The 19,100-nt window shown below is 66.7% G+C and carries 14 protein-coding genes; 10 read left to right on the forward strand and 4 right to left on the reverse strand.

Annotation, left to right across the window (positions count from 1 at the left end; translation table 11 throughout):
- Nucleotides 1-90: 90 nt before the first annotated feature.
- From glyQ to KGQ91_RS04140, 5 genes are all read left to right on the forward strand, one after another.
- Nucleotides 91-1,038, forward strand: a complete 948-nt coding sequence (gene glyQ / locus KGQ91_RS04120; RefSeq protein WP_224416161.1) for a glycine--tRNA ligase subunit alpha — start codon at nucleotides 91-93, stop codon at nucleotides 1,036-1,038.
- Nucleotides 1,039-1,040: 2 nt separating this feature from the next.
- Nucleotides 1,041-3,107 carry a glycine--tRNA ligase subunit beta gene (glyS, locus tag KGQ91_RS04125; protein ID WP_224420328.1) on the forward strand — a complete coding sequence of 689 codons (2,067 nt, stop codon included), beginning with the start codon at nucleotides 1,041-1,043 and terminating at the stop codon, nucleotides 3,105-3,107.
- A gap of 169 nt (nucleotides 3,108-3,276) precedes the next feature.
- Nucleotides 3,277-3,843 (forward strand): D-glycero-beta-D-manno-heptose 1,7-bisphosphate 7-phosphatase, encoded by a 567-nt coding sequence (gene gmhB, locus KGQ91_RS04130; protein ID WP_224420329.1) that lies wholly within the window; start codon nucleotides 3,277-3,279, stop codon nucleotides 3,841-3,843.
- Between the two features lie 12 nt (nucleotides 3,844-3,855).
- Nucleotides 3,856-4,734: a LysR family transcriptional regulator gene (locus KGQ91_RS04135; protein ID WP_224420330.1), complete on the forward strand. Its 879-nt coding sequence runs from the start codon at nucleotides 3,856-3,858 to the stop codon at nucleotides 4,732-4,734.
- A gap of 95 nt (nucleotides 4,735-4,829) precedes the next feature.
- Nucleotides 4,830-7,202: an FdhF/YdeP family oxidoreductase gene (locus KGQ91_RS04140; protein ID WP_224420331.1), complete on the forward strand. Its 2,373-nt coding sequence runs from the start codon at nucleotides 4,830-4,832 to the stop codon at nucleotides 7,200-7,202.
- 112 nt (nucleotides 7,203-7,314) lie between these two features.
- Here KGQ91_RS04140 and gyrB read toward each other — a convergent pair whose 3' ends face one another.
- The 4 genes from gyrB to dnaA form a co-directional block, all read right to left on the reverse strand.
- Complete coding sequence (gyrB, locus tag KGQ91_RS04145; protein ID WP_224420332.1) at nucleotides 7,315-9,735, reverse strand: DNA topoisomerase (ATP-hydrolyzing) subunit B; 2,421 nt, start codon at nucleotides 9,733-9,735, stop codon at nucleotides 7,315-7,317.
- A gap of 19 nt (nucleotides 9,736-9,754) precedes the next feature.
- Entirely contained in the window at nucleotides 9,755-10,846 is a 1,092-nt protein-coding gene (gene recF, locus KGQ91_RS04150) for a DNA replication/repair protein RecF (RefSeq protein ID WP_224420333.1), read from the reverse strand.
- Between the two features lie 46 nt (nucleotides 10,847-10,892).
- The gene (dnaN, locus tag KGQ91_RS04155; protein WP_224416155.1) at nucleotides 10,893-11,996 is read right to left on the reverse strand and encodes a DNA polymerase III subunit beta; all 1,104 of its coding nucleotides are present in this window, start codon (nucleotides 11,994-11,996) and stop codon (nucleotides 10,893-10,895) included.
- A gap of 71 nt (nucleotides 11,997-12,067) precedes the next feature.
- Entirely contained in the window at nucleotides 12,068-13,540 is a 1,473-nt protein-coding gene (dnaA, locus tag KGQ91_RS04160; protein ID WP_224416154.1) for a chromosomal replication initiator protein DnaA, read from the reverse strand.
- A 607-nt stretch (nucleotides 13,541-14,147) separates the two neighbouring features.
- Here dnaA and rpmH point away from each other — a divergent pair.
- The 5 genes from rpmH to KGQ91_RS04185 form a co-directional block, all read left to right on the forward strand.
- Nucleotides 14,148-14,282, forward strand: coding sequence for a 50S ribosomal protein L34 (rpmH, locus tag KGQ91_RS04165; RefSeq protein WP_163650180.1), 135 nt, complete (start codon nucleotides 14,148-14,150; stop codon nucleotides 14,280-14,282).
- A 10-nt stretch (nucleotides 14,283-14,292) separates the two neighbouring features.
- Nucleotides 14,293-14,676: a ribonuclease P protein component gene (rnpA, locus tag KGQ91_RS04170; RefSeq protein ID WP_224420334.1), complete on the forward strand. Its 384-nt coding sequence runs from the start codon at nucleotides 14,293-14,295 to the stop codon at nucleotides 14,674-14,676.
- A gap of 61 nt (nucleotides 14,677-14,737) precedes the next feature.
- The gene (gene yidC / locus KGQ91_RS04175; RefSeq protein ID WP_224420335.1) at nucleotides 14,738-16,423 is read left to right on the forward strand and encodes a membrane protein insertase YidC; all 1,686 of its coding nucleotides are present in this window, start codon (nucleotides 14,738-14,740) and stop codon (nucleotides 16,421-16,423) included.
- Nucleotides 16,424-16,529: 106 nt separating this feature from the next.
- Nucleotides 16,530-17,906: a tRNA uridine-5-carboxymethylaminomethyl(34) synthesis GTPase MnmE gene (gene mnmE, locus KGQ91_RS04180; protein WP_224420336.1), complete on the forward strand. Its 1,377-nt coding sequence runs from the start codon at nucleotides 16,530-16,532 to the stop codon at nucleotides 17,904-17,906.
- Nucleotides 17,907-18,119: 213 nt separating this feature from the next.
- A partial coding sequence (locus KGQ91_RS04185) for an IS481 family transposase (protein WP_224420337.1) occupies nucleotides 18,120-19,100 on the forward strand: 981 nt, incomplete at its 3' end.

Genomic DNA, 19,100 nt, shown 5'->3' on the forward strand with positions numbered 1-19,100 from the left:
CGGTGCAATTCGGCACGGTGCCTATAACCGATTAACCGCTAATTGTATACTTGGCGGTTCGTGAATTCATGGGCCAACGGTGACCCTCAAATGACACAGTCGACGCCAGACGTGACAACCTTTCAGGGCCTGATCCTGGCCCTGCAGCAGTACTGGGCCGAGCAGGGCTGCGTGATCATGCAGCCGCTGGACATGGAAGTCGGGGCCGGCACCTTCCATCCAGCCACCTTCCTGCACTCGATCGGCCCCGAAACCTGGAACGCCGCCTACGTGCAGCCCTCGCGCCGCCCCACCGACGGCCGCTACGGCGAGAATCCCAACCGCCTGCAGCACTACTACCAGTTCCAGGTGGTGATGAAGCCCTCCCCGGCCGACCTGCAGGCGCTGTACCTCGGCTCGCTCGAGCGTCTGGGCCTCGACCCGCTGGTCCACGACATCCGCTTCGTCGAGGACAACTGGGAATCCCCCACCCTCGGCGCCTGGGGGCTGGGCTGGGAAGTCTGGCTCAACGGCATGGAAGTCACCCAGTTCACCTACTTCCAGCAGGCCGGCGGCATCGAGTGCTACCCGGTCACCGGCGAACTGACCTACGGCCTGGAACGCATCGCCATGTACCTGCAGGACGTCGACAGCGTCTACGACCTGGTGTGGACGCTCGCCCCCGACGGCACCCGGGTCACCTACGGCGACGTCTACCTGCAGAACGAGAAGGAACAGTCGACCTACAACTTCGAGCACGCCGACGTGCCGGCGCTGTTCGCCAGCTTCGACCACCTCGAGAGCGAGTGCAGCAAGCTGATCGCGGCCAACCTGCCGCTGCCGGCCTACGAGATGGTCCTCAAGGCCTCGCACACCTTCAACCTGCTGGACGCCCGTCACGCCATCTCGGTCACCGAACGCCAGCGCTACATCCTGCGCGTGCGCACCATGGCCCGTGACGTCGCCCACGCCTATTACGAATCCCGCAAGGCGGCCGGCTTCCCCATGGCCCCGGACGCCCTGCGCCGCGAACTGCTAGCCGAACAGGGAGACGCTTGAGCATGGCTTCCAATACCCTACTGGTCGAACTGGGCGTCGAGGAACTGCCGCCGGGTGCCATCGATGCCCTGGCCGACGGCCTGGCCGACGGCCTCGTCGCCGGCCTGCGCGAGGCGGAAGTCGCCTTCGGCGAGGTCCAGGCCTACGCCACCCCGCGTCGCCTGGCCGTGCAGGTTCGCGAGCTGGCCGACAAGCAGCCCGACCGCGAGATCGAGCGCCGCGGCCCGGCGCTGGCCGCGGCCTTCAAGGACGGCCAGCCGACCAGGGCCGCCGAGGGCTTCGCGCGCTCCTGCGGCGTCACGGTAAACGAGCTGATCCACCTGGAAACCGACAAGGGCACCTGGCTGGGCTACCGCTACGAGCAACCCGGCGAGGCGGTCACCGCTCTGCTGCCGGATATCCTGACCAAGGCCGTCGCCGGTCTTCCGGTGCCCAAGAACATGCGCTGGGGCGCCTCGCGCATCGAGTTCTCGCGCCCCGTGCACTGGCTGGTCACGCTCTACGGCAGCGACGTGGTCGCGGCCGAGGTACTGGGCCTGGCGGCCGGCCGCGAGACCCGCGGCCACCGCTTCCATGCGCCGGCGCCCCTGAGCCTGGCCCACGCCGACGATTACCTGACGACCCTCGAGGACGCCTACGTGCTGGCCGACCGCCGGGTGCGCCGCGAGCGCATCCGCGAGCAGGTGCTGGCCGAGGCCGAGGTCCAGGACGCCACCGCGGTCATCGACCCGGCGCTGCTCGACGAGGTCAGCGGCCTGGTGGAATGGCCGGTGGCACTGACCGGCAGCTTCGACGACCGCTTCCTCGAGGTGCCGGCGGAATGCCTGATCTCGTCGATGAAGGCCAACCAGAAGTACTTCCACCTGCTGGACGCCGACGGCAAGCTCAAGCCGCTGTTCATCACCATTTCGAACATCGACAGCCGTGACCCGCAGCAGGTCATCGAAGGCAACGAGAAGGTGATTCGCCCACGCCTGGCCGACGCCGCCTTCTTCTACGAGACCGACCTTCGCCACAGCCTGGTCTCGCGCCGCGAGGGGCTGGGCAGCGTGGTCTTCCAGCAGCAGCTGGGCACGCTGGCCGACAAGGCTGACCGCAGCGAGGCGACGGCCCGCTTCATCGCCGAACGCATCGCCGGCGACGCCGAGCACGCCGGCCGCGCCGCCCAGCTGGCCAAGTGCGACCTGGTCAGCGAGATGGTCCTCGAGTTCCCCGAGCTGCAGGGCATCATGGGCTGCTACTATGCGCGCCACGACGGCGAGCCCGAGGAGGTCGCCCAGGCGCTGCACGAGCAGTACCTGCCGCGCTTCGCCAGCGACGCCGTGCCGGCCACCAAAACCGGACTGGCCCTGGCCCTGGCCGACCGCCTCGATACCCTGACCGGCATCTTCGGCATCGGGGCGCGCCCCACCGGGGCCAAGGACCCGTTCGCCCTGCGCCGGGCCGCGATCGGCGTGCTCAATATCCTGATCAAGGCCGAGCTCGACCTGGACCTGCGCGAACTGCTCGAAGAGGCCGCCGCTCAGCACCGCCACCTGCCCAAGGCCGAGGGACTGGTCGATACGGTACTCGAGTACATGCTCGACCGCTTCCGCGCCTGGACCCAGGACGAAGGTATTCCCGTCGAGGTCTATCTGGCCGTGCGCTCGCGCCCGGTCACGCGACCGCTGGATTTCGCCCGGCGCATCCACGCCGTCAGCGCCTTCAGCCACCGCGAGGAAGCCGCCGCCCTGGCCGCCGCCAACAAGCGCGTGTCCAACATCCTGGCCAAGCAGGCCGACGATGTCGCCGAAGAGGTCGATGCCACCCTGCTCGAATCCGATGCCGAGCGCGCCCTGGCCGACGCCCTGGCCGCCCGTCGCCGCGAGGTCGCGCCGCTGATCGCCGAGGCCCGCTACAGCGAGGCTCTCGATGCATTGGCGGCGCTGCGCGAGCCGGTGGACACCTTCTTCGACGAGGTTATGGTCATGGCCGACGATCAGGCGGTGCGCCGCAATCGCCTGGCGCTGCTGGCCGACCTGCAGGGGCTGTTCCTCGAAGTCGCCGATATCGCCGAGCTGCCGCAGTAAGCCTGCGGCTCATCTGCCAACCGAAACGCCGGTGCCGATGCACCGGCGTTTTTCGTTGGTGGGTTCCGCGATGTTTCACGTGAAACATCATCCCGCCTCTCGAGACCCGTAGCCCGTTGTTTCACGTGAAACACCCGCCTACACTGGCCTTTTGCGTCAGGTGCGCCCCATGACCGACAAGCTCGTCATCCTCGATCGCGACGGCGTCATCAATCACGACTCCGACGCCTACATCAAGTCGGCCGACGAATTCCGGCCCTATCCGCAGGCCGTCGACGCCATCGTCCGGCTCTGTCACGCCGGCTTTCAGGTCGCCATGGCCACCAACCAGTCGGGGCTCGCCCGCGGCTACTTCGACCGGGCCACGCTGGAGGCCATGCACTGCCGGCTGCAGCAGCGCCTCGCCGAGCGCGGCGCCCGGCTCGCCCACATCGCCGTCTGCCCGCATGGCCCGGACGACGGCTGCGACTGCCGCAAGCCCCGCCCCGGCCTGCTGGAAGACATTCGCCGCACCCTCGGCCTGCACTCGCTGAAGGGCGCCTGGATGGTCGGCGACAGCCTGCGCGACATCGAGGCCGGCCGCGCGGCCGGATGTCGCGTGGCGCTGGTACGCACCGGCAAGGGCACACGGACCCTCGAGCACCATGCCGAGGCGCTCGCCGAGGTACCCGTTCACGACGACCTCGCGGCCTTCGTCGAGGCCCTGCTGACCGGCCGCACCACCCGGACGAGCTGATCCGGAGCACGCATGGACCATCGTCAGCTGACCTTCCTGGTCGCCCTCGCCCGGGAGCGGCACTTCGGCCGGGCCGCCGAGGCCTGTCACGTCACGCAGCCGACGCTCTCGGCCCGCCTGCAGCAGCTCGAGGAGGAGCTGGGCACGCCGCTGATCCGGCGCAGCCGCCGCTTCGAGGGACTGACACCCGAGGGCCAGCGGGTGCTCGCCCATGCCCACCGCATCCTCGACGAATTCGATGCCCTGCGTGCCGACGTCGGCCCCGACACCGCGCCCAGCGGCTGCCTGAGCCTGGGCGTGATCCCCACGGCACTGTATGCCCTCGACGTACGGCTGCCGGCGCTGCGCCGCGCCTTTCCCCGGCTGCGCCTTCACGTTCGCGAACTGGCCACGCTGGCCCTCGCCCAGGGGCTCGAGGACGGCTCGCTGGATCTGGTGCTGGGCTACACCGACGCCCCGGCCATGGCCGGCTATGCGCACCGTGAACTCTACCGCGAACACCCGGCGCTGATCGCCTCGCCGGCCTATTTCTCGCTGCCCGAGGTACCCCACTGGCAGGCGCTCGGCCAGTGGCCGCTGTGCCTGCTGACGCCGGAGATGGAGCATCGCAAGCGGCTCGAGACACGGCTGGCCGAACACGGCATCGCGGTGGCCCCGGTCGTCGAGGCCAATTCGATCGCCACCCTGGAAGCCATGCTGCAGGCCGGCGTCGGTGCCAGCGTGCTGCCGGCGCACTTCGCCGAACGCGCTACCGGTCAGGCACCGCTGACCGCCCGCCGCCTGCCCGGCGACGGGGATCGCGTCGGCCTGCTGTGGCACGCCACCCGCGCGCCCAGCCGGCGTCTTCAGGCAGCCCTGTCGCTGTGGCAGGCCGACGCCGAGACGAGATGATCGGTGGCGTCTATCGCCTCATCCGTCAGAACAATTGGTCGCCGGAGCAGGATCACCGTAAGCTGAAAGGCTGAATCGACTGCCGGAGCTTGCCCATGAGCGACTCGTCCCTGCCGACCGACGACACCCTTCCCCAGGCCGAACCGCGCAAGACCCGCCATCCGCGCATCGCTCCCTACCCCGGCCCCGCCGGCGGCTGGGGCGCGCTGAAGAGCGTCGGCCGGCACCTGTTGCACAACCAGTCGCCGCTCAAGGGCAGCCGCTCCCTGTTGGCCACCAATCAGCCCGAAGGATTCGACTGCCCGGGCTGCGCCTGGGGCGACCCCAATCACGAATCCTCCTTCGAGTTCTGCGAGAACGGCGTCAAGGCCGTGGCCTGGGAGACCACCGCCAAACGAGTCACCCGGCGCTTCTTCGCGCAGCACACGGTCAGCGAGCTGCGAGATTGGGACGACTTCCGCCTCGAGGACCAGGGCCGGCTCACCGAACCGATGCGCTACGATGCGGGCAGCGACCGTTATCAGCCCATCGGCTGGGATGACGCCTTCGCCCTGATCGCCGAACAGTTAGCCGCCATCGATCCCGACCGCGCGCTGTTCTATACCTCCGGCCGGGCCAGCAACGAGGCGGCCTACCTCTACCAGCTGTTCGCCCGGGTCTATGGCACCAACAACCTGCCGGACTGCTCCAACATGTGCCATGAGGCCAGCGGGCTGGGCATGACGGCCAGTCTCGGCGTCGGCAAGGGCACGGTGTCGCTGGAGGACTTCGAGCACGCCGACGCCATCTTCGTGTTCGGCCAGAACCCCGGCACCAACCACCCGCGCATGCTCGGCGACCTGCGTCGCGCCGCCGAGCGCGGCGCGGCGATCGTCACCTTCAACCCGCTGCGCGAACGGGGGCTGGAGCGCTTCGCCGACCCGCAGAACACCCGCGAGATGCTGCGCGGCGGCAGCCACCGCATCAGCTCGCACTACTTCCAGCCCAAGCTGGGCGGCGACATGGCCGCGGTGCGCGGCATCGCCAAGGCGCTGTTCGCGATGATCGACGACGGTAATTACACCCCCGACCGGGCCTTCCTCGACAGCCTGACCGAGGGCCTGGACGCCTGGCGAGCCCGGGTGGAGGCCACCGACTGGGCACGCATCGAGGCCCAGTCCGGCCTGGGCCGCGACGATCTCACCCGCGCCGCGACGGTCTATGCGCAGTCCCGGCGCGTCATCGCTACCTGGGCGATGGGCATCACCCAGCACGTGCATTCGGTCGACACCGTGCGCGAGATCGTCAATCTGCTGCTGCTGGGCGGCCACGTGGGCCGCGAAGGCGCCGGACTGTGCCCGGTTCGCGGCCATTCCAACGTCCAGGGCAACCGCACCGTGGGCATCGACGAGAAGGCCCCGGGCTGGCTGATCGACGCCCTCGAGGCCCGCTACGGCCTGACCCTGCCGCGCCGCCCGGGGCACAATACGGTGTCGGCGATCGGCGCCCTGGAAAGGGGCAAGGCGAACGTATTCATCGCTCTGGGTGGCAACTTCGCCCGCGCAACGCCGGACACTCCGCGCACCGAGGCGGCACTGGGCCGGACCCGGCTCAACGTGCAGATCAGCACCAAGCTCAATCGCAGCCACCTGATGATCGGCGAGGAGGCACTGATCCTGCCCTGCCTGGGACGCAGCGAGTTCGATCGTCAGGGTCCAGACGGCGACGTGCAGGCGGTCAGCGTCGAGGATTCCATGTCGATGGTGCACGCCAGCCGGGGGCGCATGGAGCCGGCCTCGGCGGCGCTGCGCTCGGAGCCGGCGATCGTCGCCGGCATCGCCGAAGCGACCCTCGCCCTCACGCATACCCTGCGTGAGGCGACCGGCCAAGCCCTCGACTGGCGGGGCTGGGTCGACGACTACGATCGTATCCGCGCGGAAATCGAAGCGGTGATTCCCGGCTTCGAGGCGTTCAACGCTCGTCTGCGTCGGCATCGGGGGTTCGCCCTCGACAACCCGGCCCGGCAGCGGCGCTTCGTCACGCCCTCGGGCAAGGCGGTCTTCTCGAACGCCGAGCTGCCCGACGCGGTGATGCACCAGCGGCTTCATGAGCGTCGCGATGCGGGCTGGCTGACGCTGCAGACCCTGCGCAGTCACGACCAGTACAACACCACGGTCTACGGTTACGATGACCGCTACCGGGGCGTTCACGGCCAGCGCCGGGTGCTGTTCATCAACGCCGAGGACCTCGAGCGCCTGGGGCTGCGTGATGGCGACTGGGTGGATCTGGTCGGCGAATCGCATGGAGATCGCGAACGCCGGGCGGACGCCTTCCGCCTGGTCAGCTACGCCATCCCGGCCGGCTGCTGTGCGGCCTACTACCCCGAGACCAACCCGCTGGTGCCGCTGGAAAGCGTCGGCATCGGCTCCGACACGCCGACCTCCAAGGCGGTGGCGATCCGACTCGAGCCCAGCCGCCGCCTCGCCTGACGACATCGCCAACCGTACTTACGAAAACGCCCCGGCCGAAGCTTTCGACCAGGGCGTTTTCCGGACGGCATGTTTCACGTGAAACATGCCGACGGGCGGTGGACTCTCGGGGTCAGACGTCGAGGTTGGCGACCAGCGCGTTCTTCTCGATGAAGTCGCGACGCGGCTCCACCTCATCCCCCATCAGGGTGTTGAACATCATGTCCGCGGCCACCGCGTCCTCGATGGAAACGCGCAGCATGCGCCGGGTCTCGGGGTCCATGGTGGTTTCCCACAGCTGCTCGGGGTTCATCTCGCCCAGCCCCTTGTAGCGCTGGATCGAGAAGCCGCGCTGCGCCTCGCCCATCAGCCACTCGAGGGCCTCGTAGAAGGTGGTCACGGTGCGGCGGCGCTCGCCGCGGGCCACATGGGCGCCCTCGCCCAGCAGGCCGTTGAGGGTCTCGCCCAGCGCCGCCATCCGGCGGTAGTCGGCACTGCGGAAGAAGTCGACGCCCCACACGTAATCGGTGGTCACGCCGTGCGCGGTCAGCGCCACGCCGGGCAGCAGCAGGCCCCGCTCGCTGTCCTCGTGCAGCTGGAAGACGTAGCGCGGGCCACCTTCGTAGTCAACCAGGGCATCCATCTCCGCCTGCAGGAAGGCGATCCAGTTCTCCATGGTGACGCGATCGCGCAGGCTGTCCTCGCCGTCGAGCGTCGCGGCGTGGACGATCTTGCGCAGCACCTCGCTGGGATACACCCGGGACAGGCGATCGATGCGCTTCATCACGTCGCGGTACTGGGTGACCAGCGCCTCGAGGCGTTCGCCGCTGATGCCCGGGGCGTCGGCGTTGACGTGCAGACTGGCACCGTCCAGCGCGGTGGTGGTCAGGTAGTCGAGCAGCGCCTGCTCGTCCTTCAGGTACATCTCCTGCTTGCCGCGCTTGATCTTGTACAGCGGCGGCTGGGCGATGAACACATGGCCGCGCTCGATCAGCTCGGGCATCTGACGGAAGAAGAATGTCAGCAGCAGCGTGCGGATGTGCGAGCCGTCGACGTCGGCATCGGTCATGATGATGATCGAGTGGTAGCGCAGCTTGTCCGGGTTGAACTCCTCGCGCCCGATGCCGCAGCCCAGGGCGGTGATCAGGGTGCCGACCTCCGCCGAGGAGAGCATCTTGTCGAAGCGCGCCTTCTCGACGTTGAGGATCTTGCCCTTGAGCGGCAGAATCGCCTGGGTCCGGCGATCGCGGCCCTGCTTGGCGCTGCCGCCCGCCGAGTCGCCCTCCACCAGATACAGCTCGGACAGGCTCGGGTCCTTCTCCTGGCAGTCGGCCAGCTTGCCGGGCAGCCCGGCGATGTCCAGCGCCCCCTTGCGCCGCGTCATCTCGCGGGCCTTGCGCGCCGCCTCACGGGCACGGGCGGCATCGATCATCTTGTTGACGATTGACTTGGCCTCGTTGGGATGCTCGATCAGGTAGTCGGAGAACTCGCGCCCCAGTTCCTGCTCCACCGCCGTCTTCACCTCGGAGGACACCAGCTTTTCCTTGGTCTGCGAGGAGAACTTGGGATCCGGCACCTTGACCGAGATGATCGCCGTCAGCCCCTCGCGAGCATCGTCGCCGGAGGTGCTGACCTTGGCCTTCTTGCTCAGCCCTTCCGCCTCGATGTAGTGATTGAGGGTCCGGGTCAGGGCCGCGCGAAAGCCGGCCAGGTGCGTGCCGCCGTCGCGCTGGGGAATGTTGTTGGTGTAGCAGAAGATGTTCTCGGCGAAGGTGTCGTTCCACTGCATGGCCACCTCGACGGCGATACCGTCGGGGCGCTGGGCCTCGAAGTGGAACACCGGGTTGAGCGTGCTCTTGTTGGTGTTCAGGTGGTCGACGAAGGCCCGAAGCCCGCCCTCGTAGTGGAACAGCTCTTCCTTGCCGCTGCGCTCGTCGGTCAGGCGGATGGCCACGCCGGAGTTGAGGAACGACAGCTCGCGCAGGCGCTTGGCGAGGATGTCGTAGTGAAACTCGATGTTGGCGAAGGTCTCGGCGGAGGGCCGGAAGTGCACACGCGTGCCGCTCTTCTGCGTCTCCCCCACCACCGTCAGCGGCGCGTCCGGCACGCCGTGATGGTAGAGCTGCTCGTGCACCTGGCCGGCTCGCCAGATGGTCAGCTTGAGTTCCTCGGACAGGGCGTTGACCACCGACACCCCGACCCCGTGGAGGCCACCCGATACCTTGTAGGAGTTGTCGTCGAACTTGCCGCCGGCATGCAGCACGGTCATGATGACTTCCGCGGCGGAGACCCCTTCCTCGCTGTGGATGTCGGTGGGCACCCCGCGGCCGTTGTCGCTGACCGTCACCGACTCGTCGGGATGGATGATCACGCGGATCTCGCTGCAGTAGCCCGCCAGCGCCTCGTCGATGGAGTTGTCCACCAGCTCGAACACCATGTGGTGCAGGCCGGTGCCGTCATCGGTATCGCCGATGTACATGCCGGGCCGCTTGCGCACGGCATCCAGCCCCTTGAGGACCTTGATGCTCGATGAGTCGTAAGCCTGTTCGCTCATTGACTACTCCGTCGTGAAGTCATGTTCCGTGTGCTGTCAGTCGGCCCTGTTTCACGTGAAACATCGCCATGGCCGTGCCCGGTTGCCACGCCTCCACCAGCGCCTCGGCATCGACGCTGGTGATGAAGACCTGGCACTGCATGCGTGCCAGCCAGTGGCAGAAGAGGCGGCGGTGGGCGGCGTCCAGCTCGGCCGGCAGGTCGTCGATCAGGTAGACGCAGGTCCGGCCCGTGCACTGCTCGAGCAGCCGCCCCTGGGCCAGCTTCAGCGCGCTGACCACGAGCTTCTGCTGTCCGCGGGAAAGCACCTCGACCGCCGGCCGGCGATCGACCCGGATGCGCAGATCGGCACGCTGCGGCCCCTGCTGGGTGAAGCCCATCTGCCGATCCGTCAACCGGCCCTGCGCGAGCAGTTCGGCGAGATCGCGCTGACGGTCCCAGCCGCGGTGGTAGCGCAGCACCAGCCCCGGCAGGGGCAGCAGCTCGGCCAGCGTCGCCTCGAAGACCGGCAGGAAATCCGCCATGTAGGCGCTGCGCAGCGCGTCCAGTCGCTCGCTCCAGTGCACCAGCTCCCGTTCCCAGACGGTCATCGACTGATCGTCCATTCTATCATGCCTGAGCAGGGCGTTCCGATGTTTCAGTGCCCGGCGCATGCGCCGCCAGGCCTCGAGGAAATCGTGTTTCACGTGAAACACGCCCCAGTCGAGAAACTCGCGACGCGCCGCCGGCGACCCCTCCAGCAGGCGGAAGGCGTCGGGGTTGATCAGCTGCAGGGGCAGCGCCTCGACGAGCCGGGCGACCCGCCCCACTCGCTCGCCGGCCATGCGCATCTCCAGCTCCGCCTGCTGGCGGTGGCGCCGAACCCCCAGGGGCACGGGGGGATCGCCCATCAGTCGCCCGTGCAGGGTGACACTGTCGTGGTCGTGATGGATGGCGTGCTTGAGCTGCTGGGTGCGGAACGAGCGGCCCATGCCCAGGATGTGGATACCCTCGAGCAGGCTGGTCTTGCCGCTGCCGTTGTCGCCGCTGATCAGGTTGACGGTGGCCGAGGGTCGCATCTCCAGCGGCGCCAGATTGCGCAGGCCCTGAAACGAGAGGCGATCGAGAGGCATGGAGGATTCCGGGAGCGCCCGGAGGCGCTCCGTCGCGGTGGGCGGATTACAGACGCATGGGCATGACGACGTAGAGGGCGTCGCCGCCGCCGGGCTCTTCCATGATGGCGCTGCTGTTGGGATCGGACAGGGTCATCTGCATGCGCTCGTTGTCCAGCGCGTTGAGCACGTCGATCAGATAGCCGACGTTGAAGCCGATCTCCATGGCATTGCCGTCGTATTCGATGGCCACGTTCTCCTCGGCTTCCTCCTGCTCCGGGTTGTTGGCCAGTACGCGCAGGTTGCCCTCCTCGAGGTTGAGGCGCACGCCGCGATACTTCTCGTTGGAGAGGATCGAGGTCCGCGAGAGGACCTGGCGCAGCTCGGCGCGGTCGGCGATGAAGGTCTTGTCGCCGCCGCGCGGAATCACCCGCTCGTAGTCGGGGAACTTGCCGTCCACCAGCTTGGAGGTGAAGGTGAACTCGCCGGTGTGGGCACGCACGTGGTTGGCACCCAGCGTCAGGTTGACCGGCTCGTCGCTGCCGTCGAGCAGCCGTGACAGCTCGAGCACGCCCTTGCGCGGCACGATCAGCTTCTGGGCCGGCTCGACGTCGATCTCGGCGCTGCGCGTGCACATGGCCAGGCGATGGCCGTCGGTGGCCACCGTGCGCACCAGGTGATGGCCGAACTCCAGCAGCATGCCGTTGAGGTAGTAGCGCACGTCCTGCTGGGCCATGGCGAAGCCGGTGGCATCGATCAGGTGCTTGAGCGTGCCCCGCGCCAGGCTCAGCTCCTGGCTGGCCTGACCGTCCTCGATGTTGGGAAACTCGGCCACCGGCAGGGTGGAGAGCGTGAAGCGCGAACGCCCGGCACGCAGGATCGCGCGCCCGTCCTCCAGCGAGAAGGTGATCTCGGACTGCTCGGGCAGCGACTTGCAGATGTCCATCAGCTTGCGCGCGGGCACCGTCGCCGAGCCGGGCTCGTCGACCTGGGTGGGCTCGGCGCGGCCGATCAGCTCCACCTCGAGGTCGGTGCCGGTCAGGGCCAGACGGGCGTCCTGCACCTCGATCAGCACGTTGGACAGCACCGGCAGCGTCTGGCGGCGCTCGACGACGCCGGCCACCAGCGACAGCGGGCGCAGCAGGGCTTCGCGGGCGATGGAAAATTTCATGAGGGCTCCACTCTATGTCCTGAATATCAAGGCGATGTTCGTGCCGCCGGTTCGGCGGGATGCTCGTCGTCTCAGCTGGTCAGCAGGCGCAGCAGGTTCTTGTAGTCCTCGCGGATGTCGGCGCTCTCTTCCTGCAGGGCCTGCACCTTGCGGCAGGCGTGCAGCACGGTGGTGTGGTCGCGGCCGCCGAAGGCATCGCCGATTTCCGGCAGGCTGTGATTGGTCAGCTCCTTGGCCAGCGCCATCGCCATCTGGCGCGGCCGGGCCACGGAGCGCGAACGCCGCTTGGAAAGCAGGTCCGCCACCTTGATCTTGTAGTACTCGGCCACGGTGCGCTGGATGTTGTCCACCCCGACCTGCTTGTCCTGCAGCGCCAGCAGATCCTTGAGCGACTCGCGGATGAAATCCTGGGTGATCGGCTTGCCCATGAAGTGCGAGTCGGCGATCACCTTCTTCAGCGCGCCCTCGAGCTCGCGGACATTGGAACGGATCTTCTGGGCGATGAAGAAGGCCGCGTCGTGCGGCAGGTCGACCTTGGCCTGGTCGGCCTTCTTCATCAGGATCGCCACCCGCGTCTCCAGCTCCGGCGGCTCGATCGCCACCGTCAGCCCCCAGCCGAAGCGCGACTTGAGCCGTTCCTCGACCCCGCTGATCTCCTTGGGGTAGCGATCCGAGGTGAGGATCATCTGCTGACCGCCCTCGAGCAGCGCATTGAAGGTATGGAAGAACTCTTCCTGAGAGCGCTCCTTGCCGGCGAAGAACTGGATATCGTCGATCAGCAGGGCGTCGACGCTGCGATAGAAGCGCTTGAAGTCGTTGATGGCGTTGAGCTGCAGCGCCTTGACCATGTCGGCGACGAAGCGCTCGGAATGCAGGTAGACCACCCGCGCGTTGTCGCGCTGCATGGCCAGCTGATTGCCCACCGCGTGCATCAGGTGCGTCTTGCCCAGCCCCACCCCGCCGTACAGGAACAGTGGATTGTAGGCGCCACCGGGATTTTCCGAGACCTGCCGCGAGGCTGCCCGGGCCAGCTGGTTGGACTTGCCCTCGACGAAGGTGTCGAAGGTGAAGTTGGGGTTGAGGCCGCTCTGGTGCTTGAGGCTGCCCTCCACCTGAACCTGGCGCTCGCCGTTCGAGCCACCGCGCCGCGCGGACTCCTCGCGCAGCGTCTCGATCTCCTGCTCGTCGGCGTAGTCGCCCCGCGGCGGGGTCTGCACCGCCGGGGCCGCGGGCTGACGAAAGCGGCTGGCCGACACCGGGTTGCCGAGTTCCCGGGGCTGGGGGCTGGGCGCGGCACGCCGGCTGCCCACCGCCAGCGCCACCTTGGGCGGCTTGGCTGGCGCCAGTTCACGCAGCAGCTCGTTGATGCGCTTCAGGTACTTGTCGCTGACCCAATCGCGCACGAAGCGATTGGGCGCCAGCAAGGTGAGCTCGTTGGACGCCGTATCTTCTGCCTGCAAGGGGCGAATCCAGGTATTGAACTGCTGCGAGTTCAGCTCGTCCTGCAGGTAGTCCAGACATTGTTGCCAAAGAGCGACCGACACGCGTGTGACCCATCCCGATTTGCGAATGACCGGGCATTGTAGCGTTCTCGAGGCGAGTTATCCACACGCCACCCGGCCACGATGGCTTTGTGGACAACTCGGGTACGGGAAGGTGGACGCGTCGGGTATCTTTCGGGGACAGGATGCGAACCGTGGATAACCCGTCATTTCATCCACAGGCTCCCGGCAGGAGAATCACCGTTTTCCAAACGACTGCACACACATTCATCAAACGCCCACCTGCATGATTCACAAGGAATCTATCAGGTTATCCACAATTTTTATCCCCAATAGTAATAACAACATCAGTCAAGAAACCCAATAATTGTAATAGGACCGTCGATCACGACGGAAGCACTGATCCGACGACGGTCTTCGCCCGGCTGACGGCTGGCATTTTTGGCAGGAAGGCGGCCACAGCACGGCGGCGAACAGCGGAACCGCCAGGCGCGTTGAAAGAACCTGTTGTGGATAATCGCGCGCAGAAATTGCACGTGGCTGGCGAATTCACTAGAATTTCCCGCCTTGAGCCAAATCCGTCCCGCTGCCCCGCCTGGGGAGGGGGGACAACTGTCACTTCCAATCCACCACGTGGGAATTCAACGTCATGAAACGCACCTTTCAACCCAGCGTTCTCAAGCGCAAGCGTGCGCACGGCTTCCGTGCTCGCATGGCCACCAAGAATGGTCGTCAGGTTCTGGCACGTCGTCGTGCCAAGGGTCGCAAGCGTCTGAGCGCTTGATCGGCCGCGAATGTCCTGTCAGGGCTTTCCCCGGCAACTGCGCCTGCTGAATGCCGGGGACTATCGATACGTCTTCGATCGCGCCACGTACAAGGTTCACGCCAGGGGCATCCTGGTTCTCGCCAGAGCCAATGCACTGGGGCATCCCCGTGTCGGCCTGGTGGTGAGCAAGAAGAATGTCCGTCGTGCCGTTGATCGCAATCGTCTCAAGCGCCTCGTGCGCGAATCCATCCGACTCCGGCAGCATCGCCTGCCCGCCGTGGATATCGTGGTCCTCGCCCGTCGCGGCGTCAGCGACCTGGATAACCCCACGCTGCACCGCCAGCTGCACGGCCTGTGGCGACGCCTGGAAAAGGAGGTTCGCAAGCAGGCGGCGGTCGCCTCGCCCTCCTGACCGGAACAGCGTGCTGGCCGAGTCGCCAGAGTGATCCAACTTCCCATCGGGCAGATCCCTAATGGACGTAAAACGACTGTTACTCGTGATTCCGCTCGCGGTTCTTGCCTACCTGCTGGTCATCCAGTGGAATCAGGACTACGGGCAGACCCCTGCCGAAACCTCCTCGCCCTCGTTCAGCAGCAGCGGTCAGCCGGCCGCCGGCGATGGCGGCGGCCAGCCCGCCGACGAGCAGAGCCTGGCTGCACCCTCCGGCAAGTCAGGGGGCAGCGCCAGCCCGACGATGGCGGACAACGCCGCCACCGACACTCGGCGCAGCCTGATCGACGTGAAGACCGACGTGCTCGACGTGCGCATCGACCCGCGGGGCGGCGACATCGTCTACGCGGCGCTTCCGCAGCACAAGATGAGCCGCAACGCCGAGCATCCCTTCGTGCTGCTCTCCGACGGCCGTACCCGCAGCTATGTCGCCAAGTCCGGGCTCCAGCTCGAGGGGCACAAGGGACGCATCGCCTTCACGCCGGAGAAGACCCAGTACACCCTCGCCAAGGGCGAGAAGTCGCTGACCGTCGACCTCAAGGCCACAGTCAACGGTGTTGACGTCATCAAGCGCCTGGTCTTCGACCGCGACAGCTACGCCGTCAAGGTCAGCTACCATCTGGCCAATCAGGGCGAAACCCCCGTCACCGCCCGCTTCATCGGCCAGCTGGCCCGCGACAACAGCCCCGACCCGTCCACCAGCGGCGGCATGGGCATGAGCTCGTACCTGGGCGCGGCCTATTCCTCGCCGGACAACCACTACGAGAAGGTCGGCTTCGACGCGATCAAGAACGGCGAGTTCAACAACCGTGACGTCGAGGGTGGCTGGGTCGCGATCATCCAGCACTACTTCACTTCCGCCTGGGTCCCGGCGCAGAACCAGCAGAACCTCTACTATGCGACCACCGATTCCCGGGACCGCAACGTGGTGGCCTTCGCCGGCCCCACCCAGAGCGTGGCTCCCGGCGGCGAGACCGACCTGAGCGCCACGCTCTACATGGGCCCCAAGGTCCAGGAGCGCCTGGCCGCCGTGGCCCCCAACCTGGAGCTCACCGTCGATTTCGGCTGGCTGTGGTTCCTGGCCAACCCGCTGTTCTGGCTGCTGGAGAAGATCCACAGCGTGATCGGCAACTGGGGCTGGTCGATCGTCCTGCTGACGGTCATCGTCAAGACCGTGCTGTTCCCGCTGTCCGCCAAGGCCTACAAGTCGATGGCGAAGATGCGCAAGCTCGGCCCCGAGATGCAGCGCATCAAGGAACGCTTCGGCGACGATCGCCAGAAGATGTCGCAGGAGATGATGAAGTTCTACCAGAAGGAGAAGATCAATCCTCTGGGGGGCTGCCTGCCGATCGTCATCCAGATGCCGGTGTTCATCGCGCTGTACTGGATGCTCAAGGAGTCCGTGGAGCTGCGCCACGCGCCGTTCATGCTGTGGATCAACGACCTGTCGGTGAAGGATCCCTACTTCGTGCTGCCGCTGCTGATGGGGCTGAGCATGTGGGTCCAGCAGTCGCTCAACCCGGCGCCGCCCGACCCCACCCAGGCGAAGATCATGAAGATGCTGCCGATCGTCTTCACCTTCTTCTTCATGTGGTTCCCGGCCGGCCTGGTGATCTACTGGATCGTCAACAACAGCCTGTCGATCCTCCAGCAGTGGGTGATCACCCGCAAGATCGTCGGCGACACCGCCCCTGCCAAGGGCAAGTAGCGCGTCACCGGCACTTCGCCACACCAGACCCCCGCCCTCGTGCGGGGGTCTGGCGTTTCAGTCCCGGATGACGACAATAGTCCCCACCCCTCAAAGAGCCCGCACCATGCCCGAAACGCCACTTTACACGCCGGACACCATCGCCGCCCTGGCCACGCCGCCGGGGCGTGGCGGCGTCGGGATCATCCGGGTCTCGGGGCCGGCCTGCCGGGCGATCGCCGAGGCGGTGATCGGCCACTGCCCCGCCCCGCGTCACGCCCGCTACGGCGCCTTCCTGGGCGCCGCGGGGCAGGTCGTCGACGAGGGCATCGCCCTGTTCTTCCCCGGTCCGCATTCCTTCACCGGCGAGGACGTGCTCGAGCTGCAGGGCCACGGCGGCCCGGTGCTCATGGACATGCTGCTCGAGCGCTGCGTGACGCTGGGCGCCCGCCTGGCGCGTCCCGGCGAGTTCTCCGAGCGCGCCTTCCTCAACGACAAGCTCGACCTGGCCCAGGCCGAGGCCATCGCCGACCTGATCGACGCCAGCTCCCGCGCCGCCGCCGAGAACGCCCTGCGCTCGCTGCAGGGGGCCTTCTCCGAGCGGGTATCGACACTGGTCGACTCGCTCATCGAACTGCGCATGTACGTCGAGGCGGCCATCGACTTTCCCGAGGAGGAGATCGACTTCCTCGCCGACGGCCACGTCGCCGGCAAGCTCGCCACCATCCGCGACGAGCTGGAGACGGTGCGCCGCTCGGCGAGCCAGGGCGCGCTGCTGCGCGAGGGCATGAACGTGGTGATCGCCGGGCGTCCCAACGCCGGCAAGTCCAGCCTGCTCAACGCCCTGACCGAACAGGACACGGCGATCGTCACCGACATTGCCGGCACCACCCGCGACGTGCTGCGCGAGCACATCCACCTCGACGGCATGCCGCTGCACGTGATCGATACCGCCGGGCTGCGCGACACCCCCGACGCCGTGGAACGCATCGGCGTCCAGCGGGCCTGGGAGGAGATCGAGAAGGCCGATCGGGTGCTGCTGCTGGTCGACGCCGCCACCACGCAGGCCACCGACCCCATGGCCATCTGGCCGGAGTTCGTCTCGCGGCTGGCCGATCCCGGACGGCTAACGCTGGTGCGCAACAAGATCGACACCCTCGGCGAGAACGCCGGCATCGACTTGTCCACAACCCCGCCGGTCATTCGCCTGTCGGCAAAGACCGGTGCGGGTGTGGATAACCTGAAGGATCACCTCAAGTCGGTGATGGGCTACTCGGCCACCACCGAGGGACGCTTCTCGGCACGGCGGCGCCATCTCGATGCCCTCGAGCGGGCCGGGGAAGCGCTCGACAACGGCGCCGCCCAGCTCGAGGGCATGGGCGCCGGCGAGCTGCTGGCGGAGGACCTGCGCGCCGCCCAGCAGGCACTCGGCGAGATCACCGGCGAATTCAGCGCCGACGACCTGCTGGGCAAGATCTTCGGCGAGTTCTGCATCGGGAAGTGAACCTCATTCTGAAGTGGTAAAGCCCCGTGAAACCTATCAAAACATATCAAAATAACTTATTGTTTTCTAAGGACAATATTCGCTTTTACCTCAAAAACCTTTTTCCCGCGTTTTCTTCTAATTGTAGGGTCCCGGATGATCAAATGAGTTATAGGAGTTATCCTCTGCTGGCAGCCAGAGAGCTTCTACAGCAATTCATTCGGGAGCCGATTCATGGACATCAAGCTGCATAAGCAGGCCACGACAACACCGAAGATCCGGTCCGAGATCCAGGCGGCGCCCTCCAGCATCACGGATAGCGAGCTGGCTCGCCAGTATGGCGTCTCCCCCGCGACGATCCGGCGCTGGCGGTACCGTGACGATGTCCATGACCGACCGCACACGCGTCACAACCTGCTGGCCACCCTCACGTCCGAGCAGGAGGCGGTGCTGATCGCCGCTCGCGAATTCCTGCGGCTCGGTCTGGATGACCTGCTCGTCGTGGCACGTGAGTTCCTGAACCCTCGACTGTCTCGCTCAGGCCTGCATCGCATGCTCCAGCGCCGCGAGGTGCCGACACTGGCAGAACTGGCTCGGCAGGACGCTGGTGATGATGGGAAGCCCCGGCACAAGCCCTTCAAGGACTACGAGCCCGGGTACGTGCATATCGACATCAAGCACCTGCCTCAGATGCCTGATGAGGAGCAGAAGCGCTACCTGTATGTCGCCATCGACCGTGCCACACGCTGGGTCTATCTGGAGGTCAGGCGTAGCCAGTCTGCCAAGGATGCCAAGGCGTTCATGAAGCGCGTGGAGGAGAAGGCGCCCTTCACGATCCAGACGGTGCTCACTGACAACGGCAAGTCGTTCACCGATCGCTTCACGCGGGCAGGTGAGCGCAAGCCCAGCGGCCGCCACCCCTTCGACCAGGAGTGCCAGGCCCATGGTATCGAACATCGCCTGATCAAGCCGGGAAGGCCACAGACGAACGGTATGGTGGAGCGGTTCAACGGCCGCATCAGCGACGTGCTGGCGACCCGGCGCTATACCTCAGGCGAGGACCTGGAGCAGACGCTCAAACGCTACGCTTGGCTATACAATCACCACATCCCTCAGAAGGCGCTGCATCATCAATCACCGATCACGGCGATGAAGGAGTGGCAGGCCAAGCGACCTGAGTTATTTACCAAACGGGTGGTTAATCACACGGGACCC

It is taken from the genome of Modicisalibacter tunisiensis, from assembly GCF_020148005.1.
Classification (GTDB): domain Bacteria; phylum Pseudomonadota; class Gammaproteobacteria; order Pseudomonadales; family Halomonadaceae; genus Modicisalibacter; species Modicisalibacter tunisiensis.